Annotated in this window: 20 protein-coding genes and 1 tRNA gene; 10 read left to right on the top strand and 11 right to left on the bottom strand. The window is 61.3% G+C overall.

Annotated features, from left to right (window positions below; all coding sequences use genetic code 11):
* Positions 1 to 9 precede the first annotated feature (9 nt).
* On the bottom strand, positions 10 to 1173 hold the full coding sequence (locus tag AB5Y47_RS19825; protein ID WP_039040832.1) for a multidrug effflux MFS transporter: 1164 nt from the start codon (positions 1171 to 1173) through the stop codon (positions 10 to 12).
* Positions 1174 to 1407: 234 nt separating this feature from the next.
* Here AB5Y47_RS19825 and rdgB point away from each other — a divergent pair, with 234 nt between their 5' ends.
* Both rdgB and hemW read left to right on the top strand, forming a co-directional pair.
* A complete protein-coding gene (gene rdgB / locus AB5Y47_RS19820; protein WP_010675605.1) occupies positions 1408 to 2004 on the top strand; it encodes an RdgB/HAM1 family non-canonical purine NTP pyrophosphatase in 597 nt (198 codons plus the stop codon).
* Between the two features lie 132 nt (positions 2005 to 2136).
* The gene (gene hemW / locus AB5Y47_RS19815) at positions 2137 to 3282 is read left to right on the top strand and encodes a radical SAM family heme chaperone HemW (protein WP_201890296.1); all 1146 of its coding nucleotides are present in this window, start codon (positions 2137 to 2139) and stop codon (positions 3280 to 3282) included.
* A gap of 116 nt (positions 3283 to 3398) precedes the next feature.
* Here hemW and AB5Y47_RS19810 read toward each other — a convergent pair whose 3' ends face one another.
* The 3 genes from AB5Y47_RS19810 to zntR form a co-directional block, all read right to left on the bottom strand.
* Positions 3399 to 3617 carry an alternative ribosome-rescue factor A gene (locus tag AB5Y47_RS19810; protein ID WP_010675607.1) on the bottom strand — a complete coding sequence of 73 codons (219 nt, stop codon included), beginning with the start codon at positions 3615 to 3617 and terminating at the stop codon, positions 3399 to 3401.
* Between the two features lie 107 nt (positions 3618 to 3724).
* Positions 3725 to 4261: a dihydrofolate reductase family protein gene (locus AB5Y47_RS19805; RefSeq protein ID WP_042016332.1), complete on the bottom strand. Its 537-nt coding sequence runs from the start codon at positions 4259 to 4261 to the stop codon at positions 3725 to 3727.
* A complete protein-coding gene (gene zntR / locus AB5Y47_RS19800; RefSeq protein WP_041211075.1) occupies positions 4251 to 4688 on the bottom strand; it encodes a Zn(2+)-responsive transcriptional regulator in 438 nt (145 codons plus the stop codon). The genes AB5Y47_RS19805 and zntR overlap by 11 nt, the downstream gene beginning before the upstream one ends.
* 432 nt (positions 4689 to 5120) lie before the next feature.
* Here zntR and purH point away from each other — a divergent pair, with 432 nt between their 5' ends.
* The 7 genes from purH (at position 5121) to AB5Y47_RS19765 (ending at position 12885) form a co-directional block, all read left to right on the top strand.
* Positions 5121 to 6713, top strand: coding sequence for a bifunctional phosphoribosylaminoimidazolecarboxamide formyltransferase/IMP cyclohydrolase (purH, locus tag AB5Y47_RS19795; RefSeq protein WP_010675610.1), 1593 nt, complete (start codon positions 5121 to 5123; stop codon positions 6711 to 6713).
* A 106-nt stretch (positions 6714 to 6819) separates the two neighbouring features.
* The gene (purD, locus tag AB5Y47_RS19790) at positions 6820 to 8109 is read left to right on the top strand and encodes a phosphoribosylamine--glycine ligase (RefSeq protein WP_069651882.1); all 1290 of its coding nucleotides are present in this window, start codon (positions 6820 to 6822) and stop codon (positions 8107 to 8109) included.
* Between the two features lie 79 nt (positions 8110 to 8188).
* A complete protein-coding gene (locus tag AB5Y47_RS19785) occupies positions 8189 to 8425 on the top strand; it encodes a hypothetical protein (protein ID WP_319896292.1) in 237 nt (78 codons plus the stop codon).
* Positions 8426 to 8514: 89 nt separating this feature from the next.
* Positions 8515 to 8889, top strand: a complete 375-nt coding sequence (locus AB5Y47_RS19780) for a cytochrome b562 (protein WP_010675612.1) — start codon at positions 8515 to 8517, stop codon at positions 8887 to 8889.
* A complete protein-coding gene (locus AB5Y47_RS19775) occupies positions 8870 to 9424 on the top strand; it encodes a cytochrome b/b6 domain-containing protein (RefSeq protein ID WP_010675613.1) in 555 nt (184 codons plus the stop codon). Before AB5Y47_RS19780 ends, AB5Y47_RS19775 begins: the two co-directional genes overlap by 20 nt.
* A gap of 266 nt (positions 9425 to 9690) precedes the next feature.
* Positions 9691 to 12267: an alpha amylase C-terminal domain-containing protein gene (locus tag AB5Y47_RS19770; protein ID WP_368220563.1), complete on the top strand. Its 2577-nt coding sequence runs from the start codon at positions 9691 to 9693 to the stop codon at positions 12265 to 12267.
* 147 nt (positions 12268 to 12414) lie between these two features.
* Entirely contained in the window at positions 12415 to 12885 is a 471-nt protein-coding gene (locus AB5Y47_RS19765) for a tetratricopeptide repeat protein (protein ID WP_368220561.1), read from the top strand.
* Positions 12886 to 12932: 47 nt separating this feature from the next.
* Here AB5Y47_RS19765 and AB5Y47_RS19760 read toward each other — a convergent pair.
* The 5 genes from AB5Y47_RS19760 to rpsU form a co-directional block, all read right to left on the bottom strand.
* Positions 12933 to 13009 (bottom strand) — tRNA-Ile (locus AB5Y47_RS19760).
* Between the two features lie 194 nt (positions 13010 to 13203).
* A complete protein-coding gene (rpoD, locus tag AB5Y47_RS19755; protein ID WP_263639565.1) occupies positions 13204 to 15099 on the bottom strand; it encodes an RNA polymerase sigma factor RpoD in 1896 nt (631 codons plus the stop codon).
* A 183-nt stretch (positions 15100 to 15282) separates the two neighbouring features.
* The gene (dnaG, locus tag AB5Y47_RS19750; protein WP_368220560.1) at positions 15283 to 17070 is read right to left on the bottom strand and encodes a DNA primase; all 1788 of its coding nucleotides are present in this window, start codon (positions 17068 to 17070) and stop codon (positions 15283 to 15285) included.
* A gap of 89 nt (positions 17071 to 17159) precedes the next feature.
* Positions 17160 to 17603: a GatB/YqeY domain-containing protein gene (locus AB5Y47_RS19745; RefSeq protein WP_010675618.1), complete on the bottom strand. Its 444-nt coding sequence runs from the start codon at positions 17601 to 17603 to the stop codon at positions 17160 to 17162.
* A gap of 15 nt (positions 17604 to 17618) precedes the next feature.
* Positions 17619 to 17834 (bottom strand): 30S ribosomal protein S21, encoded by a 216-nt coding sequence (gene rpsU, locus AB5Y47_RS19740; RefSeq protein WP_005309452.1) that lies wholly within the window; start codon positions 17832 to 17834, stop codon positions 17619 to 17621.
* A 179-nt stretch (positions 17835 to 18013) separates the two neighbouring features.
* Between rpsU and tsaD the strand changes: the two genes are divergently transcribed.
* Entirely contained in the window at positions 18014 to 19027 is a 1014-nt protein-coding gene (gene tsaD / locus AB5Y47_RS19735; RefSeq protein WP_041213897.1) for a tRNA (adenosine(37)-N6)-threonylcarbamoyltransferase complex transferase subunit TsaD, read from the top strand.
* Positions 19028 to 19100: 73 nt separating this feature from the next.
* On the opposite strand, the gene rpoS is transcribed toward tsaD, so the two are convergent.
* Together rpoS and AB5Y47_RS19725 are read right to left on the bottom strand one after the other, a co-directional pair.
* Entirely contained in the window at positions 19101 to 20084 is a 984-nt protein-coding gene (gene rpoS, locus AB5Y47_RS19730) for an RNA polymerase sigma factor RpoS (RefSeq protein ID WP_010675620.1), read from the bottom strand.
* 46 nt (positions 20085 to 20130) lie between these two features.
* A complete protein-coding gene (locus AB5Y47_RS19725) occupies positions 20131 to 21201 on the bottom strand; it encodes a LysM peptidoglycan-binding domain-containing protein (protein ID WP_010675621.1) in 1071 nt (356 codons plus the stop codon).
* Between the last annotated feature and the right edge of the window lie 9 nt (positions 21202 to 21210).

Raw genomic sequence — 21210 nt, 5'->3', positions numbered from 1 at the left:
GCACAGGATTTATTGCAAACACAAGCGGCGACCCTGGCGGGTCATCAGCATCACCAGCGGGGGCAGCAACAGCCACATGTGCAGGGCCAGCTGGCTCAGGGGATCCGGCATCAGCCAACCGGTGATCCCCACCAGGGCGCCGGAGCCGCTCATCTGGAACAGGCCGAGCAGGGCGGCCGCAGTCCCGGCGCAGTGGCCGAAGGGGGCCAGCGCCATACCGGCGGCGGCGCCCAGGATCATCGCAAAACCGATGCTGGAGAGGAACACCGGGCCCATCATGGCCAGCGGGTGCGGGATGTGCATGGCCAGGGTCAGGGTGATGGCGGAGAGCAGCAGCACCAGCAGGCCGATGCGCAGGGTCCGTCTTGGCCCTACCCGGGCGATGAAGCGCGGGGCCAGGAAGCAGGCCAGGATGTTGAGGGCCGCATTGGCGGTGAACCAGTGGCTGAAACCACTCATGTCCAGCCCCAGGGTCACCATCAGTTGTACCGGCGCAGCCGTCACGTAGGCGAGGATCACCGCCATCGCCAGCATGCACAGCGCCGCGTTGAACAGGAAGCTCGGGGAGCGCAGCACCGGGCTGTAGCGGGACCAGCTGATGAGCGGGCCAGCACTGCTGGTCTCCTCAGGGCGGGTTTCCGGCATCCGCCACAGCAGCCAGCTGCCGACCACGACGGCGTAACCGGCCATGAACCAGAAGTTCGCCGACCAGCCCGCCTTGGCGGTGAGCCAGCCACCCAGCAGGGGCGCCAGTGCGGGGATAAAGCAGATGGCACCGTTCAGATAGGAGATCATCTGACCGCTCTTCTTGGGGCCATAGCTGTCACGGACCACCGAGAAGGCGGCCACCGAGGTGGCGCAGGCCCCGAAGCCTTGCAGCACCCGCGCCAGCATCAGCTCGCCCAGGCTGGCAGCAAAGCCGGCTGCCAGGGCGCTCAGGCCGTAGAGCAGCACGCCCCCCAGGGCAATGGGTTTGCGCCCGTAGCGATCGGCGAGCGGCCCCACCAGCAGTTGCCCCAGCCCCATGCTGAACAGGAACCAGGTGATGGTGCCCTGCATCAGGGTCACTTCGGCCCCCAGCTGCTCGGCCATCTGGGGGATGGCAGGCAAATAGATGTCGATGGCCAGCGGGCTGAACAACACCAGGAGTACAAGCAAAAGAATCAATGGCATCAGTCACCTCAAGCCCTAGGAATATCGATTGGGCCGCGAGTCTACTGACTCAGAGTAATGAATTGAAATGGTATTTAATCACTTCGGTTATTCCCTGCTGGAAACATGCATCTCTTCTACCTCTCAGGGGGTGGAACCCGGATCCCCCGTTGGCACCGGATCCCGGGTAATTGGCGCTTTTACTAAACCCCTCCCCCGCATAGAATGCGCAGATTATTTTTGCGGAGGTGTGTGATGAACAAGCTTGTCCTGGCAACAGGGAACCAGAAAAAGGTGAAGGAATTGGCCGCCATGCTGGCCGATATGAAGATCCAGGTGATCCCGCAGAGCGAGTTTGCAGTCTCCGATGCCGACGAGACCGGCACCACCTTCGTCGAGAATGCCATCATCAAGGCCCGCCACGCCGCCCGCGTCACCGGCCTGCCCGCCGTGGCCGACGACTCCGGTCTGGAAGTGGATCTGCTGCACGGCCGCCCCGGCGTCTACTCCGCCCGTTTTGCCGGCGCCGGTGCCAGCGACAAGGAGAACATCGACAAGCTGCTGGCCGAGCTCAAGGGCGCGCCGGATTACCTGAAAAGCGCCCGCTTCTGGTGCGTGCTGGTCTACATGCGCCACGCCGACGATCCCACCCCCATTATCTGCCAGGCCAGCTGGGAAGGGATGATCATCGACGAACCCCGCGGCCAGCACGGCTTCGGCTACGACCCCGTGTTCTTCGTGCCCGACCACGACTGCACCTCGGCCCAGATGCCGGCGGAGCTCAAGAACCAGCTCAGCCACCGTGGCCAGGCCCTGGCCAAGCTCAAAGCAGCCCTGGCGGCGGTCAACTAAAGCGCTGTCTCCCGCCGCGTTGTCATCTACAATGGGGGCCGTCGGCCCCCGTTTCGTTCGCGGCGTCCCGCCCGTTGTCACCGGCAACCAGGGCCACCCGACCCCTTTTGATTGTTGAATACTGGAAATCCCATGCTGCAACTGCCGCCCCTCTCCCTCTATATCCACGTGCCCTGGTGCGTCCAGAAGTGCCCCTACTGCGACTTCAACTCCCACGCCCAGAAGGGGGAGCTGCCCCACCTCGAGTACGTGGCGGCCCTGCTGGAGGATCTGGAGCAGGATCTGCACTGGGCCCAGGGGCGCCCCCTCTCCTCCATCTTTATCGGTGGCGGCACGCCGAGCCTGCTCTCCGTCGACGCCATGCAGGCACTGCTGGACGGGGTGCGCGCACGGATCGCACTGACCCCGGACTGCGAGATCACCATGGAGGCCAACCCGGGCACGGTGGAGGCGGACAAGTTCGCTGGCTTCCAGCGGGCCGGCATCAATCGCATCTCCATCGGGGTACAGAGCTTCCAGCAGGAGAAATTGACCCGGCTCGGCCGCATCCACGGCCCCGAGGAGGCGCGCAAGGCCGCCGAGCTGGCCCACGCCATCGCGCTTCCCACCTTCAACCTGGATCTGATGCACGGCCTGCCGGATCAGAGCCTGGACGATGCGCTCTACGACCTGCAGCAGGCCATCGACTGCGCGCCGCCGCACCTCTCCTGGTATCAGCTCACCATAGAGCCGAACACGGCATTCGCCTCCAAGCCCCCCACGTTGCCGGAAGATGACACCCTGTGGGACATCTACGAGCAGGGCCACGCCATGCTGACCGCCCGGGGCTATCAGCAGTACGAGATCTCGGCCTATGCCAAAGAGGGGTATCAGTGCCGCCACAACCTCAACTACTGGCGCTTTGGCGACTATCTGGGGATCGGCTGCGGCGCCCACGGCAAGGTGACGGATCTCGCGAGCCAGCAGATCCTGCGCACCGCCAAGGTGAAGCATCCGAAAGGTTATCTGGATCCGAGCCGCCCCTATCTGGACAGCCAATGGCAGGTAAGCGCGGACGATCTGCCCCTGGAATACTTCATGAACCGGTTCAGATTGTTTGAACCCGCCCCCAAGGCGGAGTTCGAGGCCTTCACGGGGCTACCGCTGGAGCGGGTAGAGACCATGCTCGCCATCGCCCGGACCAAGGAGCTGATCGAGGATCTCGGCGACAGCTGGCAGCTCACGTCCCTCGGGCATCGCTACCTCAACGTGCTGCTCGAACTCTTTATGGATGAGTGAGCACGGGTTCACTCTCTTGCGTCAAGACCGCAAGTCAGCACCAGCGAATAGAAAAACAATCAGGGCGCCATTGGCGCCCTGATTGTGTTAGCTGATGCCTTGCGGCAGAAACCCGCTCAGCAGCAGACGCTTGCCATCTGCTGTTGGCCGGGCTCCCACCGCTTGCCGTGCTTGGCCTTGCGCTGATAGCTGCCCTTACCCTTCTTGCTCGGCTCGACCCGGGCCTGGAACAGGGGGGAGGTCACCAGTGCCTTGAGGTGGTTGTCCTGAATGATGCCGCGCTGATGTTCGCAGGCGGGTTCGGCGGTGACACAGGTCACCTTCTTCTTGGCCATATGGGCTCCTTGATGGGGTTGTCGTGTTTGCCTATCGTCCCTGTCTGGAAGGGCTGGTGGCGAAAAACGCGCCGATTGTGCGCCTCTTGCCTCCCCCGTGCAAGCTGTCAGGCGGGGTGATAGATAACCCGCACCAGGCCGCTTGGCAGCACGGCGCTCGACACCGGTCTCAACCCTGCGGGGAGAGGCCCGGTAAAGAGCGGGATCCCGCCCCCCAGGGTGACCGGCACCCAGAACAGGGTCAGCTCGTCCACCAGGGCCCCCTGCAGACCCTGCCTCACCAGCTCCCCGCCATCCAGATAGAGGTGACGGCTTCCCCCCTGCCACAACTCGTCCAGCACCTGCGCCAGCGCCCCCTGCCTGAACGCGACCCGAGGACGGGGGTCGGCGGGCCTGTGGGTCAGTACCACCAGCGGCTTGTCCCCGTAGGGCCACTCGGGAAAGGCGCTTACGATATCGTAGGTGTTGCGCCCCATCAGCAGGGTGTCTGCGCTCGCCATCAGGGCGCTGTACCCGGTCTCCTCCGGCCCGTCGCCACCATAGGGGGCCAGCCATGCCAGATCGCCCCCCTCCCCGGCGATGAAACCGTCGAGGGAGAGGGCGAGAAAGGCGGAGACCCGGGGCCGGCGCAGCTCAGTGCTCATGGTCGTGGTGCTCGTGGCGGGAAGGGGCGCCGGACTCCAGGGTCTCGAGGATGGCGCAGTGCTCCGCCGAGCGCGGGCCGCCGCAGCAGATGTCGGAGAGGGCCTTCAGGTTCTCGCGAAAACGGGTCAGCTCCAGGAGCTTCTGCTCCACCTGTTCGAGCTTGGTGTCGGCCACGGCCTTCACCTCCTGGCAGGTGACCTTGGCCTTGTTGGTGTCCAGGGCAAGCAGCTCGCCGATGTCCGCGAGGGAGAAGCCCACCGACTTGGCGCGGATGATGAACTCCAGCCGCCGCCTGTCCTGCTCCCCGTAGAGGCGATAACCAGATTCGTTGCGAATGCCCGGCGAGATGAGGCCGTTCTTCTCGTAAAAGCGCAGGGTGTCGGCCTTCACCCCGCACGCCTTGGCCAGTTCACCGATCCGATACATGGTCCTCTCCCCCCGCATGACATTCCCGACATGGTACTCAATATAAACCGGCCTCCACTATCACCTCTTTGCCCGGCGATTGCCAGTCAAAGGCAGGAAAGCAGCAGCTAACCCCCCACTTGCCGGCCATTTATCCCCAAAACACTGAAAAGACAAACGTTTCACAAAAATTCACCAGAAAACGTTTAACGCCGCATCCCACAAGGGTTTGTCTCTTTAAAAAATCCACCACAGGTCACATTTTTTGTGTAGAATACGCGCCCACAAGAGAGCGTCGCGTCAAGCGGGCATTTCCTAAAACGCTTTTGCCAACGGCCGCCCCGGGCGAGAGTGGTTTGCGAAATCCCCCACTTCCATTTATTTGGGGACTCTCTGTGTGTTGAGCCTCGCCTCCCATGGAACGGTCCCCGTTATGCTGAGGACGATAGTGTGATGGAACAAGCTCGACCCATTCGCCGTGCACTGCTGAGTGTGTCTGACAAGACTGGCATCCTGGAATTTGCCAAGGCACTCGACGCGCGTGGTGTGGCCCTGCTCTCCACCGGTGGTACCGCCAAGCTGCTGGCCGATGCGGGCCTGCCGGTGACCGAGGTGTCCGACTACACCGGATTCCCCGAGATGATGGACGGCCGGGTCAAGACCCTGCATCCCAAGGTACACGGCGGCATTCTCGGCCGTCGCGACCGGGATGACGCCATCATGGCCGAGCACGCTATCTCCCCCATCGACATGGTCGTCGTCAACCTCTATCCCTTCGCCGCCACCGTGGCCAAAGCCGGTTGCACCCTGGAAGACGCCGTCGAGAACATCGACATCGGCGGCCCGACCATGGTCCGCTCCGCTGCCAAGAACCACAAGGACGTCACCATCGTCGTCAAGGCCTCCGACTATGACCGCGTCATCGCCGAGATGGATGGCAACGGCAACAGCCTGACCCTCTCCACCCGCTTCGATCTGGCCATCGCCGCCTTCGAGCACACCGCCGCCTACGATGGCATGATCGCCAACTACTTCGGCACCCTGGTGCCCTCCTACGGCGAAAACAAGGAAGGCGACGAAGAGTCCCGCTTCCCCCGCACCTTCAACAGCCAGTTCATCAAGAAGCAGGACATGCGCTATGGCGAGAACAGCCACCAGGCTGCCGCCTTCTACGCCGAAGAGCAAGCCGCGCCGGGCTCGGTGGCAAGCGCCATCCAGCTGCAGGGCAAGGCCCTCTCCTACAACAACATTGCCGACACCGACGCGGCGCTGGAGTGCGTGAAGGAGTTCAGCGAACCGGCCTGCGTCATCGTCAAGCATGCCAACCCCTGCGGCGTCGCCATCGGTGACGACCTGCTGGCAGCCTACGATCGCGCCTACCAGACCGACCCCACCTCGGCCTTTGGCGGCATCATCGCCTTCAACCGCGAACTGGACGGCGAGACCGCCGCGGCCATCGTCGCCCGCCAGTTCGTGGAAGTGATCATCGCTCCCAGCATCAGCCAGGCAGCCCGCGAGGCGGTCGCCGCCAAGCAGAACGTGCGCCTGCTGGAATGCGGCCAGTGGACTGCCCCGGCGCAAGGCTTTGACTTCAAGCGCGTCAACGGCGGCCTGCTGGTGCAGGAGCGCGATCTGGGCATGGTGACCCTGGGGGATCTGACCGTGGTCAGCCAGCGTCAACCCACCGAGGCCGAGCTGCAGGATCTGCTGTTCTGCTGGAAGGTCGCCAAGTTCGTCAAATCCAACGCCATCGTCTACGCCAAGAACGGCCAGACCATCGGCGTGGGCGCCGGCCAGATGAGCCGCGTCTACTCCGCCAAGATCGCCGGCATCAAGGCCGAGGATGAAGGGCTGACCGTGGCGGGCTCCGTCATGGCCTCCGACGCCTTCTTCCCGTTCCGCGACGGCATCGATGCCGCCGCTGCCGCGGGCATCTCCTGCGTCATCCAGCCAGGTGGCTCGATGCGCGACCAGGAGGTGATCGACGCCGCCAACGAACACGGCATGTGCATGGTGTTCACCAACATGCGTCATTTCCGTCACTGACAGCCCAGGGCCGCCGATGGCGGCCCTGCCTCTTTAGCACCGGATCCTTTCCACTGGCAGGTTGCCACCGCAGCGCCAGTGAACTCAGACAGAAGCGAGCGAGACGATGAAAGTACTGATCATTGGCAACGGCGGCCGTGAACACGCCCTGGCCTGGAAGGCCAAACACTCCCCCCTGGTGACCCAGGTCTTCGTGGCACCGGGCAATGCGGGCACCCAGCTTGAGCCGGGCATCGAGAACGTCGCCATCCAGGCCACCGACATCGAGGGCCTGCTGGCCTTCGCCAAGGCGAACCAGGTCGGCCTCACCATCGTCGGACCGGAAGCCCCCCTGGTGAAAGGGGTGGTCGATGCCTTCCGCGCCGCCGATCAGACCATCTTCGGCCCGACCGCCGCCGCCGCCCAGCTGGAAGGCTCCAAGGCCTTCACCAAGGACTTCCTGGCCCGCCACGCCATTCCCACCGCCGACTACCAGAACTTCACCGAGGTGGAGCCGGCGCTGGCCTATCTGCGCGAGAAGGGCGCCCCCATCGTCATCAAGGCCGACGGTCTGGCCGCCGGCAAAGGGGTGATCGTCGCCATGACCCTCGACGAGGCGGAAGCGGCGGTGCGTGACATGCTCTCCGGCAATGCCTTCGGCGATGCCGGTGCCCGGGTGGTGATCGAGGAGTTCCTGGACGGGGAAGAGGCGAGCTTCATCGTCATGGTGGACGGCGAGCACGTGCTGCCCATGGCCACCAGCCAGGATCACAAGCGCGCCTTTGATGGCGACACCGGCCCCAACACCGGCGGCATGGGGGCCTACTCCCCGGCCCCCGTGGTGACCGACGAGGTGCACCAGCGCGTGATGGAGCGGGTGATCATGCCGACCGTGCGCGGCATGGCGGCCGAAGGCAACGTCTACACCGGCTTCCTCTACGCCGGTCTGATGATCGATGCCGAGGGCAACCCCAAGGTGATCGAGTTCAACTGCCGCTTCGGCGACCCCGAAACCCAGCCCATCATGCTGCGGATGCAGTCCGATCTGGTGGATCTCTGCCTCGCCGCCTGCGCCGGCCAGCTAGATCAGAAGGAAGCCGTCTATGACCCCCGTGCCGCCATCGGCGTGGTGCTGGCGGCGGGTGGCTATCCCGGCGACTACACCAGCAACCACCCCATCAGCGGTCTGCCGGTGGACGAAGTGGCAGGGGAGAAGGTGTTCCATGCAGGCACCCGCCTGGAAGGGCACACCAGCCTGACCCAGGGTGGCCGCGTGCTGTGCGCCACCGCCCTCGGCCACACGGTACAGGAAGCCCAGCAGCGGGCCTATGCCCTGGCTGGCCGCATCCAGTGGGACGGCATCTTCTATCGCAAGGACATCGGCTGGCGTGCCATCGAGCGCGAGCAGGCCGAATAAGGGCCGGATCCCGATCACTCAAAGGGCCTGCGGGCCCTTTTTTTGTTGCACGGCGTCTGTTCGGGCAGTGGAATCATCCATGGATGGTGGCTTTCAAAAACAAAAACACCTGAAAAACTCACATGACGTTAAAAAATCTATTTTTGATAAAGAATGGCAGCATGATTCACTGCCTGAGGGCCCCTTCCCGGACCAGGTGCGCGCCCTTGTATCCCTGCCGGAGGCGAGATCCGGTGGCCGTTCTCTTTCGGCTACATTACCACAGCAATCCCCTGCACAATTCGTCACAATTGGTCGCACTTTCTTCATACAATGATCGCCCTTTCATGGCATCATGATGCGTGAAACCGCACTCAAATGAGTGCTATAACAACCTGCAATCTCGTCGTCTCATAAGGAAATCCCATGCTGAAAACTGTGCGTCCCCTGCTGCTGCCCCTGATGTTCGGCCTGATGGCCCTGCCTGCCATGGCCGGCGATCTGGAGCAGCCGATGAAGAAGATCGGCTTCAACTACAAGCAGGCCGTCAAGGCCGACGACGCGGCCACCATGGAGAAATACATCAAGGAGATGAAGGCCCAGCTGGACGTCGCCAAGGGCAAGAACATGCCCGCCGCCAAGAAGGAGAAGTTCCTGGAAGGCATGACCGAAGTGCAGACCGAGCTGGATGCCAGCCTGGCAGCCCTCCAGGCCGGTGACGAAGCCAAGGCGCGCGAGCACCTGGCCAAGGTCAACGACCTGAAGAAGGAGTACCACAACTATGCCAAGCAAAAAGGCTGATCCCTTCCACTGGGATGCTCTGGTGCGCCTCACCCACTGGGGTGTGGCGGCCATCTGTATCGGCAATCTCTGGCTCAACGAGGCGGGCGAGGAGTGGCACGAGCGGATGGGATACGCCGTCATGGTGCTCATCGGCATACGCCTGCTGTGGGGGCTCACCTTCGCTCGCGGCCACGCCCGCCTGCGCGCCCTCATCCCGAGCCGGGAGGATTTTCGCCATCAGGCCGACGCCCTGCGCGAACGGACCCCGCCCACCCCGGGCCATCACGGCAGCGGCAAGCTGGCGGTCTGGGCACTCTGGCTGCTGGTACTCGCCACCGCAGGGACCGGCTGGTTCCAGAACACCGAGACCGGCTTCGATCTGGGGGCGGACGACTGGCACGAGTGGTGCACCTGGGCACTCCAGGGCATGATAGCCCTGCACCTGTGCGCCATCGCCTACACCTCCTGGCGCCAGCGCAGCAACCTGGTCACCCGCATGCTGCCAGGGCGTCGTGCCCGGGCCAGTGCCGGGCAGCAGGAACCCAACGTCTGAACGTTCACGGGGCCCTGCGGGGCCCCTGTTCATCCCCTTCGCTACCCGCTTGACGGGAGCTCGCACCGATCTGCTCCCCTCTGCCCCCTCCTGCTGCCACCGAATGGCATGAAAGCATTTTCATTCACATTTCTTAATTAATTCAGCTTGTTCGATTTTCAACCACGTCGATTTCATGAATGCTACGGAGCTGAACGAGGTTGTTTGTTGTCCGTTCGACTACACGACAGTGATACGTCAATAACAAGATCGAAGGGAAAATCGTCATGCACAACACACTGTTTCGAACCGCCCTGCTGGCGGCGGCACTCGGCTCTTTCAGCCACACTGCCAGCGCCGAAGGAGTCATGGTTCACCTGTTCCAATGGAAGTTCAACGACATCGCCAACGAGTGCGAGACCGTGCTCGGGCCCAAGGGGTTCGGTGGCGTCCAGATCACCCCGCCCGCCGAGCACAAGCAGGGCAGCCAGGTCTGGTGGACCGTCTATCAACCGGTCAGCTTCAAGAATTTCAACAGCTTCGGTGGTAGCGAGGCAGAGCTCAGAAGCATGATCGCCCGCTGCAACGCTGCCGGGGTCAAGGTCTATGCCGACGCCGTCTTCAACCAGCTGGCATCGGGTTCGGGCACCGCCACCGGCGGCGGCAGCTACAACTCGGGGCAATACCAATATCCCCAGTTCGGCTACAACGACTTCCATCACAGCGGCGACATCACCAACTACGGTGACAGCAACAACGTCTGGAACGGCGCCCTCTACGGCATGCCGGACCTCAATACCGGCTCATCCTACGTCCAGGATCAGATCGCCACCTACATGAAGACCCTGCTCGGCTGGGGCGTGGCGGGCTTTCGCATCGATGCGGCCAAGCACATGGCGCCGGCCGATGTGAAGGCCATCCTCGACAAGGCGGGCAGCCCCAGGGCCTACCTGGAGGTGATCGGCGCAGGCGGGGAGTCCCCCGACATTCAGCCGGGCCGCTACACCTATATCGACACCGTCATCGACTTCAAATACGGCACCGATCTTGCCGCCAACTTCAATGGCCAGATCAAGAACCTCAAGACCCTGGGCGAGAGCTGGGGCCTGCTCCCCTCCAACAAAGCCTTCGTCTTCGTGGTCAACCACGACCGCGAACGCGGCCACGGCGGTGGCGGCATGCTCACCTTCATGAGCGGTGCCCGCTACGATCTGGCCAACACCTTCATGATGGCCTGGCCCTATGGCTGGAAGCAGGTGATGTCGGGCTATCGCTTTGAAAACATGGGCACCTATGAAACCGACAAGGGGGCGCCGGGCAGCACGCCCTGCACGGACAGCCAGTGGAACTGCGAACAGCGCCGACCGACCATCATGAACATGGCCCTGTTCCACAACCGGACCGAAGGCCAGCCCGTCAGCAACTGGTGGGACAACGGCAACAACCAGATAGCCTTCAGCCGCGGTGACAAGGGCTTCGTCGCCATCAACAACGAGAGCGGCAGCCTGGTGGCCTCGGTGCAGACCGGCCTACCGGCCGGCGAGTACTGCAACCTCCTGGGGGGCAATGACTACTGCAGCGGCGGTTATGTCACCGTCGATGGCAGCGGCAAGGCCAGCCTGAACGTCCCCGGCATGAAGGCGGCCGCCATCATCGCCGGTTGCACCAAGGCCAGCCCCTGCGGCGGTTCCGTCCTGCCGGGCAACAAGTTCAGCAGCATGAATCTGCGCGGTACCCACAACGCCTGGGGCAACACCCCCATGACCGTCGATACCAACCGTGTCTGGTCCGCCACCCTCACCCTGACCGGCAACGGTGACGCCACCGGTGCCCAGCGCTTCAAGTTCGACGTCTTCGGCAACTGGGCCGAGAACTACGGCGACAACGAAGGGGATGGCATCGCCGACAAGGGCAGCAGCAAGGATATCCTGGTCAGCGGGGCGGGCACCTACCGCATCACCCTGAGCGAGAGCGATCTGCGCTACACGGTCACCCCCCTCACCAGCAACCAGGCACCGGTCGCCGCCCTCTCCCCCAAAACCCTCAGCGTCAAGGCGGGGGAGAGCGTGGTGTTCGACGCCTCCGCTTCCAGCGATGACGGCGGCGTGGTGAGCTACAGCTGGTCCAGCGGGGGCACCGCCGCCACGGAGACAGTCCGGTTCGATACCCCGGGTACCCATACCGTGACGGTCACCGTGACCGATGCGGAAGGGTTGACCGCCAGTGCCAGCGCCACCGTGACCGTCACCGACGACAACGGCACCTACGCCAGCGTATTGCCCACCCTGAACTTCCGCGGCACCCCCAATGCCTGGGGATCCCTTGCCATGACGCTGATCGCCGACAATCAGTGGGAAGCCCTGGTCACCTTCGACGGTCAGACCAACCAGCGCTTCAAGTTCGACGTCAAGGGGGACTGGACCCAGAACTACGGCGACACCAACAAGGACGGCGTGGCCGAACTGACCGGCAGTGACATCCTCACCCCGGTCATCGGCCAGTACCGGGTACGTTTCAACGATCAGACCCTGCAATACAGCCTGACTCCGGTGAGCGTCACCTATGCCAAGAATGTCGCCAGCCTCAACATTCGCGGCACCACCAACAACTGGGGCACAACCCCCATGTCCCTGGTCGGTGATCACCTCTGGCAGGCCAGCGTCACCTTCACCGGCAGCGGTGATGGCAACGGCGGCCAGCGTTTCAAGTTCGACGTCAAGGGGGACTGGACCCAGAACTACGGCGACACCAACAAGGATGGCGTGGCCGAGCTGGCCGGGGCAGACATCACCACGGCAGTGGTCGGTGCCTATGTGGTGCGCTTCAACGACCAGACCCTGGCCTACAGCCTGAGCGCCCAGTAAGGCTGGACACACGCCAGGGCCATTTTGCCCCGGCGCCGAACCAGGCCTCCCGCCATCGGCGGGAGGCCTTTTTCATGGCTCCATGACCCGTTCCCCGCCAGCCTGTCGGCAGGCATACTGATCCTTCATCCCCATGCAGGAGCACATATGAAACAATTGCACACCCTCAAGGCCGAGGGACGGATCGAGGAAGCCCGTCAGCACGGTCTGCTGCAACTCATCGCGCACCCGGCCCACGCCGAGCTGCATTACGAAGTGGCCGGACTGCACGACATGCTGGGGCGAGAGGCCGAGGCCATTCCGCTCTATCAGAAGGCCGTGTCGCTGGGGCTTGGCGAGGCGTCGCTGCGCGGGGCCCTGCTTGGACTTGGCAACTCCTATCGCACCACGGGCCGTCATGCCGAGGCGCTGGCCACCTTTGACGAGGCCTTGGCCCGCTTCCCCGATGCCGTGGAGTTCAAGGTGTTTCGTGCCATGACCTGCTACAACCTGGGGCGCAGCAAGGAGGGGATGGAGACGCGGCTGGGGATCCTCGCGACCACCACCACGGATCCCGCCCTGCTTCCCTACCGGCGCGCCATGGCACTCTATGCCGAGGATCTGGACAGACACTGGTAAGCGCCAGAAACGACAAAGCCGCTCAAAAGAGCGGCTTTGTCTGAAAATGGTGGCCCCTGGGGGACTTGAACCCACGACCAATCGATTATGAGTCGACTGCTCTGACCAACTGAGCTAAGGGGCCATTGATGCTGGTTAGCGGCGTGGATTATAGGGGATGGCGGATACCCCGTCCATAGTCAGATCAACCACTTGGCGAGATTTCATCCATATTCAAGCGGTTCCATGACCCCTCTTCACGCCCATGCCAGCACGGATAAAACAAAGCCCCGCACGGCGGGGCTTTTTGTTGCAATGTCAGGCTGACAGAACCCGGGACTACTCGTCCAGGAAACTGCGCAGCACTTCCGAGCGGCTCGGATGGCGCAGTTTGCGCAGGGCCTTGGCTTCGATCTGACGGATACGCTCACGGGTGACGTCGAACTGCTTGCCCACTTCCTCGAGGGTGTGGTCGGTGTTCATGTCGATACCGAAGCGCATGCGCAGTACCTTGGCTTCCCGTGCGGTCAGCCCGGCCAGCACTTCGCGGGTCGCGTTGCGCAGGCTCTCACTGGTGGCCGCATCCGCTGGCAGAGCCAGGGTGGTATCTTCGATGAAGTCGCCCAAGTGGGAGTCTTCATCATCACCGATGGGCGTCTCCATGGAGATGGGCTCCTTGGCGATTTTCAGTACCTTGCGGATCTTGTCTTCCGGCATGCCCATGCGCATGGCCAGCTCTTCCGGGTTCGGTTCACGACCCATCTCCTGCAGCATCTGGCGGGAGATACGGTTGAGCTTGTTGATGGTCTCGATCATGTGCACCGGGATACGGATAGTACGGGCCTGATCCGCGATGGAGCGGGTAATGGCCTGACGGATCCACCAGGTGGCATAGGTCGAGAACTTGTAGCCGCGACGATATTCGAACTTGTCGACCGCCTTCATCAGACCGATGTTGCCCTCCTGGATCAGATCCAGGAACTGCAGACCGCGGTTGGTGTACTTCTTGGCGATGGAGATAACCAGACGCAAGTTGGCCTCGACCATCTCTTTCTTCGCACGGCGGGCTTTGGCCTCACCAATGCTCATGCGGCGGTTGATGTCCTTGATCTGGGCGATGGACAGACCGGTCTCTTCTTCGATCTGCTGCAGCTTGCCGATGGAACGCAGTACTTCTTCGTCCATCTCGAGCAGACGGGGAGACCACGCCTTGCCGGCCTGCTTCTGGTATTCGAACCAGGCAGTTTCGCACTCGTTGTTGGTGAAGGCCGCGACGAAGGTCTTCTTCGGCATCTTGGCCTGCTCAACGCAGAGCTTCATGATGATGCGTTCCTGCACGCGGACACGCTCCATCATCTCCCGCATGTTGTTGACCAGGCGATCGAACTGCTTGGGCATCAGGCGGAATTGACGGAAGACATCGGCCAGCTGGGCGATGGCATTCTGGGTGTCGTCGTGGGCACGGCCATTCTGCTGAATGGAGAGACGAGTCACCTCATACTGGGCACGCAGTTCGCCGAATTTCTCGCGAGCGACTTCCGGATCCGGGCCACCGTCGCCGTCATCGTCGGAGTTGTCACCGTCTTCGTCTTCGTCCTCATCTTCGTCTTCGTCTTCGTCGGCGAGGTCGTCCTCGCTGAGCTCGGAGCCGATATGAGTGGCGGTCGGCGCCACGTCATCCACTTCGTTCGGATCGATGAAGCCGGAGATGATGTCGGACAGGCGAAGCTGCTCGGCTTCGTACTTGTCGTACTGTTCGAGCAGATAGGTGATGGCTTCAGGGTACTCGGCGACGGAGCTTTGTACCTGGTTGATACCGTCTTCGATCCGCTTGGCGATGTCGATCTCGCCTTCGCGGGTCAGCAGTTCGACGGTACCCATTTCCCGCATGTACATGCGGACGGGATCGGTCGTGCGACCAATCTCAGATTCAACAGATGCCAGAGCCTGGGCCGCTGCTTCGGCAGCGTCCTCATCGGCGGTACCACCTTCAGCCATGATAAGGTCATCGGCATCCGGAGCGTTTTCAACCACTTGAATGCCCATATCGTTGATCATCTGGATGATGTCTTCGATCTGGTCTGAATCGACAATGTCTTGCGGGAGGTGATCGTTCACCTCGGCATAGGTCAGGTAGCCCTGTTCTTTACCTTTGGCAACGAGGAGTTTAAGCTGAGACTGCGGGGTTTGCTCCATAGAACTCATCCGGTTGGTGTTGCTAGGTTGCGCGTACAGTGCGCTGCTGCGCAAATAGCCAATTCTAATAGAAAACCGCCAGACATGCTATGTCTGGTTGCGGCGTCGGTCATGAGAAACCCCTGCCCGCAGTGTTGTCGGGGCCAGGTGGTTATAAAGTGTTTGCTTTCAATCCCGTCGATTCGGGCAACGCTATTCATATTGGGACTGCTCACTCAAATATCAAGCCCCACTCTCATTTCTTTTCTCAATCTGCACCTCTCTGATCAGCATCATCAGCTCCTGAGTTTCCTCAGAGCTTAGCCCTTCCTGCGCCACCTTGGCCTGCAATTCTTCGATCCGTTGCTTCAGGAAAAGGTTGATGAAACCGACAAAGGTATCCTGCAATTCTCCCAGAATATCGGGCTCCTGGTCGAGCTTTACCTCTTCAAACAGGTCATGCATCGCCAGTTGGGCAAGTATTTCTCCCTCTTTTGTGCCGCGCCAATGCTCCAGCAGGATACCCGTTGTCACTCCCGGCTGGGTCAGGATCTGCTGGTGCAGTTGCAGCAGGAAAGGGATCCCCTGCAGGCGCAGCCCGGCCAACTCGGGCATGGCCGGCAGCTCGGCAGTGATCGCCGGATACTGCACCATCAGGGCCAGAGCCCTGCGGATCGGCGTCAGTTTGGTCGCCTTGGGTTTGTTGACTTCCGCCTTGGGCTGGCTGTTGCGGGCAAACAGCTCGGCAATCCGCTGCTTGTTTTCTCCCCAGCGCATCATGCTGGAAAGTCGGGTAATCAACCCCTCGCGAGTGAAACCTTCCGGTACCCGACGAATCAGCTCGGCGGCCTTGTTGGCCACTTCAAACTTGCCAGCCTCACCGGAAAGAGCCGCATCGCGCCCGAGGCGTTCGAACATGAAATCCGCAAACGACTGGGCCTTGTCGAGCAGCGCTTCGAACCCCTCCTTGCCGATCTGGCGTACCAGCGAGTCGGGATCCTCGCCATCCGGCAAAAAGACGAACTTGAGTTCACGGCCGTCCTGCAGGTGGGAGAGCGCGTTATCCAGCGCCCGCCAGGCCGCTTCCCGACCGGCGTTGTCTCCGTCGTAGCAACAGACCACCTCTGCCGTGGTACGGAACAGGGTGTGGATGTGATCGCTGGTGGTCGCAGTCCCCAGTGCCGCCACCGCATAGTCGATGTCGTACTGGCCGAGCGCCACCACATCCATGTAGCCTTCCACCACCAGGATCCGGCGCGGATCCTTGTGTGCCTGCTTGACCTCATAAAGGCCGAACAGTTCCCGCCCCTTGTGGAAGATGGGGGTTTCGGGGGAGTTCAGGTACTTGGGCGTGCCATCCCCCAACACCCGGCCACCGAAGCCGATGACCCGGCCGCGTTTGTCCCGGATCGGAAACATGATGCGATCGCGGAAACGATCGTAGCTGCCCGGGCCGCTGTCACGGGGGATCAGCATACCGCCCGAAATCAGCAGTTGTTCGTGACCCCGACTGGCGCCAAAGCGGCGACGCACCTGATCCCAGTCCCCAGGGGCATAACCGATGTTGAAGCGCTTGACCACCTCGCCAGTCAGGCCCCGGCCTTTCAGATACTCCACCGCCTGAGGCGCGTTCTTGAGATTGCTCTCGTAGAAGCGCGCAATCTGGTTCATCAGCTCGAACAGATCCTTGCTGACGGCTGGTTGGCTATGGCTTGATCCACCCGCCGTTTGCTCACGGGGAACCTGCATACCGTGCAGGCTGGCAAGCTCCTCAATGGCATCGGGGAATTCCAGGCCGTCGTACTCCATGACAAAGCCGATGGCATTGCCGTGGGCACCACAACCGAAACAGTGATAGAACTGCTTCTCCTGGCTGACGGTAAAGGAGGGGCTTTTTTCGTTATGAAAAGGGCAGCAAGCCTGGTAGTTCTTACCGGCTTTCTTCAACCGCACACGGGAGTCGATCAACTCGACTATGTCCGTGCGTACGAGCAGATCATCGATAAAGGATTGCGGGATCCTGCCAGCCATAACCGTCCTGTTTCATTGCATAGGAAATAAAAAAGCCGCGCATTCCAATGGGAAGCACGGCTTCTTCGACCAAACAAGAGAGTTGCCTGTTACGCCAAGCGGGTTTTCACCTGAGCACTGACGGCGCCGACATCGGCACGCCCCTGAATTTTTGGCTTCAAGACAGCCATGACTTTACCCATGTCAGCCATGACGGCAGCACCACTTTCAGTGATGGCTTGCTCGATCAGGGCGGCAATTTCGTCTGCGGTCAGCTGTTGTGGCAGGAACTCCTGCAGCACAACGATCTCGGCGGACTCTTTGTCGGCGAGATCCTGGCGACCGGCAGCTTCAAACTGGCTGATGGAATCGCGACGCTGTTTGACCATTTTGGTCACGACAGCGAGGATCTCTTCATCATTGAGCTCGACACGGGTATCGACTTCACGCTGCTTGATTTCTGCCATCAACAAGCGGATAGCACCCAACCGAGGCTTGTCTTTGGCAAGCATGGCGAGCTTTTGCTGATCCTTGAGTTGATCCTTCAGAGACACGGCATGATCCCTTGATTAGTACAGGCGGATACGACGTGCGTTTTCGCGGGACAGCTTCTTGGCGTGACGCTTGACAGCGGACGCTTTGGCGCGCTTGCGAATGGTAGTCGGCTTCTCGTAGAACTCACGGCTACGAACTTCGGACAGGATACCGGCCTTTTCGCAAGAACGCTTGAAGCGACGCAGAGCAACGTCAAACGGCTCATTTTCACGGACTTTGATTACTGGCATGTGCCTTTCACCTCAGTGATAAATTGTTAGCTGACCTTCAATCGATCAGCATGTCTTAAAATGGTGCGAAATTATACTCTGGACAGGGAATGAAAGTAAACCCGCAGAGATCGCTCTGGTTTAAAAAACCCGCGAAGGTTACCATAGCCGTCTCATTTTAGCAGTGAAATTTTTTAGCAATGCGTGTATTGGGCATAGAGACATCCTGTGACGAAACCGGGATCGCGATCTTCGATGATCAAAAAGGGATCCTTTCCCACCAGTTGTACAGCCAGGTCAAGCTGCATGCGGACTACGGCGGCGTCGTTCCCGAGCTCGCCAGCCGGGACCATGTACGCAAGACGATCCCCTTGATCCAGGCCGCCTTGAAAGAGGCCGGACTTGGCAAGGATGACATCGATGGCATCGCCTATACCGCGGGGCCAGGTCTGGTTGGCGCCATCCTGGTCGGGGCGACCATAGGCCGCTCGCTGGCCATGGCCTGGGACAAGCCGGCCATCGCCGTACACCACATGGAAGGTCACCTGCTGGCCCCCATGCTGGAAGAGAAGGCCCCCGAGTTCCCCTTCGTGGCGCTCTTGGTTTCCGGCGGGCACTCCATGCTGGTTCGGGTCGATGGCATCGGCAGCTACCAGTTGCTGGGCGAATCGATCGACGATGCCGCCGGTGAGGCGTTCGACAAGACCGCCAAGCTGATGGGTCTGGACTACCCCGGTGGTCCGCTGCTCTCCCGGCTGGCAGAAAAGGGCACCACTGGACGCTTTACCTTCCCGCGTCCCATGACCGACCGTCCCGGGCTCGACATGAGCTTCTCCGGCCTCAAGACCTTTGCCGCCAATACCATAGCAGCCAATGGCGACGACGAGCAGACCCGTGCCGACATCGCCCGGGCGTTTGAGGATGCAGTGGTCGACACCCTGGCCATCAAGTGCCGTCGTGCCCTGAAAGAGACCGGTCTCAATCGTCTGGTCGTGGCAGGCGGCGTCAGCGCCAACCGTCATCTGCGCGCCCAGCTGGCCGAGCTGATGGAGAGCCTCAAAGGTGAAGTCTTCTACCCGCGCACCGAATACTGCACCGACAACGGCGCCATGATCGCCTATGCAGGCATGCAACGCCTTAAGGCGGGAGTCTTCGAACCCCTGGTCGTCAAGGCCGTGCCGCGCTGGCCGCTGGATACCCTGGATCCGGTGTGATCCTGACGATCCACGACAAAAAGAAAGGGGCCTGCGGCCCCTTTTTCATCTTGATGACGGTATTCATACCCGTTTAGTTGGTGCGGAACAACGCTTCGATGGAGAGTCCCTGCCCCAGCAGGATCTCCCGCAAGCGGCGCAACCCTTCTACCTGGATCTGACGCACCCGCTCGCGGGTCAGACCAATCTCGGCGCCCACGTCTTCCAAGGTGGCCGGTTCATAGCCGAGCAGACCGAAACGGCGGGCCAGCACTTCGCGCTGCTTGGGATTCAGCTCCTCCAGCCAATGCACTATGCTGCTGCGCATGTCATCTTCCTGGGACTCCAGCTCGGGCCCCATGCCGCGCTCGTCGGAAAGTACATCCAGCAGCGCCTTGTCGCGATCGCCACCAATGGGAGTATCCACCGAGGTGATCTTCTCGTTGAGCTTGAGCATGCGATTCACATCGTCCACAGAGCGATCCAGTGCAGAGGCGATATCCTCGGCGGTCGGCTCATGGTCGAGACGATGGGAAAGCTCGCGCGCAGTGCGCAGATAGACGTTCAGCTCCTTGACCACATGGATGGGCAGACGAATGGTCCGGGTCTGGTTCATGATGGCCCGCTCTATGGTCTGGCGGATCCACCAGGTGGCATAGGTAGAGAAACGGAAGCCTCGCTCGGGGTCAAACTTCTCGACCGCGCGAATAAGACCGAGGTTGCCCTCTTCGATGAGATCCAGCAGCACCAGGCCGCGGTTGTTGTAGCGCCGGGCAATCTTGACCACCAGGCGCAGGTTGGATTCAATCATGCGCTTGCGCGCCGCTTTGTCGCCACGCAGAGCACGGCGGGCGTAGTAGACTTCCTCTTCGGCCGTGAGCAAGGGGGAGAAACCTATCTCCCCCAGATAGAGCTGGGTGGCGTCCATTACCTTGTTCAGCTCGGGCGCCATCAGTTCATCGGAAATGGTTTCTTCGGCTTCGGCCGCCACTTCCTGAACCTCTTCTTCCTCCTGAACCTCCAGCTCCTCGTCGAACTCTAACTCTGCATCCTGCATTACCAGTTGTTCTTGGCTCATGATATCTCTCCCTGACCTACACCAGAGTAAGACTCAGCTCTCTGAGTTAACGCTTTGGCAAATAGCCCATCGGGTTGATCGACTTGCCTTTGTACCGGATTTCAAAGTGCAAGCGCACATCCGGCGCATCCGTGCTACCCATATTGGCGATAACCGCTCCGCCCTTCACGGTGTCTCCCTCCTTGACCCTCAACTCATCGTTGTGAGCGTAGGCGGAGAGGTAGTCATCGTTGTGCTTGAGAATTATCAGCTTGCCATAACCTCGCAGTGCACTGCCCGCATAGACCACTTTGCCGCTGCTCGCAGCGTAAATGGGTTGGCCCTTCTGGCCGGAAATGTCGATGCCCTTGTTGCCTTGTTCCGCAACGGAGAAGCCTTCAACGATCCGCCCTTTGGTCGGCCAATGCCAGGAGAGTGTTGACGAGGAACTGACGGTTTTTTGTTCTTTCGCCTGAGCGTATGCTGTTGACGAGGCAGGAGCAATCGTTTTCTGAGCAATAAATGGTGTGGTCGTACCTGCCGGAGCCGTGGCCAGGGGTTTGGGCCCCGTGCTGGTCACAACCGGTGTGGTTGCTGCCACCATCTGACCACCCGAGGAACCCGCTCCCCCCACATTGAGCACCTGGCCCACGTGCAATGCATAAGGAGCCTGGAGGTTGTTGCGCTGGGCCAACGCCTGGTTGGAAAGACCGAACTGGCGACCGATGCTGCTCAATGTATCGCCACGGCGCACCTCGTAACTGCCAGACCCCGTCACGCTGCCACGACTGACAGGGCTGCCGACGGTTGCCACCGCCATAGGGGCGGAAGCGCCATCGAGCCTGAGCTGCTGGCCGGGATAAATGTTATAGGGGGGAGTGATGCCATTGATGCTGATAAGCGAAGCCACATCCATGCCAGAACGAAATGCAATGGAATAGAGAGTGTCTCCTTTGACCACGGTGTACCCGTTGCCTGCAATGCCGGGCTTGGTCATACCTTGACGCACGGGGATGGTCGAAGCGACCTGATCATTGCCCAGGCTGTGCACCGGAGCCGCAGTCTTGCTGGAGGAACAGGCAAGCAGCAGCCATGACAACACGACGACACCGCTACCTTGCCAAACACGCGAACACATAGTGGATCC

The organism is Aeromonas sp. R7-2 (genome assembly GCF_040908105.1).
Classification (GTDB): Bacteria; Pseudomonadota; Gammaproteobacteria; order Enterobacterales; family Aeromonadaceae; genus Aeromonas; species Aeromonas caviae.
Note: the sequence above shows the minus strand (reverse complement) of the source record. Positions and strands in the feature narration are given on the sequence as shown.

Excerpts from the sequence above, each read along its gene's own strand:
- AB5Y47_RS19825 (WP_039040832.1), bottom strand. The coding sequence starts at position 1,173 with ATGCCATTGATTCTTTTGCTTGTACTCCTGGTGTTGTTCAGCCCGCTG.
- rdgB (WP_010675605.1), top strand. The coding sequence starts at position 1,408 with ATGAACAAGCTTGTCCTGGCAACAGGGAACCAGAAAAAGGTGAAGGAA.
- hemW (WP_201890296.1), top strand. The coding sequence starts at position 2,137 with ATGCTGCAACTGCCGCCCCTCTCCCTCTATATCCACGTGCCCTGGTGC.
- AB5Y47_RS19810 (WP_010675607.1), bottom strand. The coding sequence starts at position 3,617 with ATGGCCAAGAAGAAGGTGACCTGTGTCACCGCCGAACCCGCCTGCGAA.
- AB5Y47_RS19805 (WP_042016332.1), bottom strand. The coding sequence starts at position 4,261 with ATGAGCACTGAGCTGCGCCGGCCCCGGGTCTCCGCCTTTCTCGCCCTC.
- zntR (WP_041211075.1), bottom strand. The coding sequence starts at position 4,688 with ATGTATCGGATCGGTGAACTGGCCAAGGCGTGCGGGGTGAAGGCCGAC.
- purH (WP_010675610.1), top strand. The coding sequence starts at position 5,121 with ATGGAACAAGCTCGACCCATTCGCCGTGCACTGCTGAGTGTGTCTGAC.
- purD (WP_069651882.1), top strand. The coding sequence starts at position 6,820 with ATGAAAGTACTGATCATTGGCAACGGCGGCCGTGAACACGCCCTGGCC.
- AB5Y47_RS19785 (WP_319896292.1), top strand. The coding sequence starts at position 8,189 with ATGGATGGTGGCTTTCAAAAACAAAAACACCTGAAAAACTCACATGAC.
- AB5Y47_RS19780 (WP_010675612.1), top strand. The coding sequence starts at position 8,515 with ATGCTGAAAACTGTGCGTCCCCTGCTGCTGCCCCTGATGTTCGGCCTG.
- AB5Y47_RS19775 (WP_010675613.1), top strand. The coding sequence starts at position 8,870 with ATGCCAAGCAAAAAGGCTGATCCCTTCCACTGGGATGCTCTGGTGCGC.
- AB5Y47_RS19770 (WP_368220563.1), top strand. The coding sequence starts at position 9,691 with ATGCACAACACACTGTTTCGAACCGCCCTGCTGGCGGCGGCACTCGGC.
- AB5Y47_RS19765 (WP_368220561.1), top strand. The coding sequence starts at position 12,415 with ATGAAACAATTGCACACCCTCAAGGCCGAGGGACGGATCGAGGAAGCC.
- dnaG (WP_368220560.1), bottom strand. The coding sequence starts at position 17,070 with ATGGCTGGCAGGATCCCGCAATCCTTTATCGATGATCTGCTCGTACGC.
- rpsU (WP_005309452.1), bottom strand. The coding sequence starts at position 17,834 with ATGCCAGTAATCAAAGTCCGTGAAAATGAGCCGTTTGACGTTGCTCTG.
- tsaD (WP_041213897.1), top strand. The coding sequence starts at position 18,014 with ATGCGTGTATTGGGCATAGAGACATCCTGTGACGAAACCGGGATCGCG.
- rpoS (WP_010675620.1), bottom strand. The coding sequence starts at position 20,084 with ATGAGCCAAGAACAACTGGTAATGCAGGATGCAGAGTTAGAGTTCGAC.
- AB5Y47_RS19725 (WP_010675621.1), bottom strand. The coding sequence starts at position 21,201 with ATGTGTTCGCGTGTTTGGCAAGGTAGCGGTGTCGTCGTGTTGTCATGG.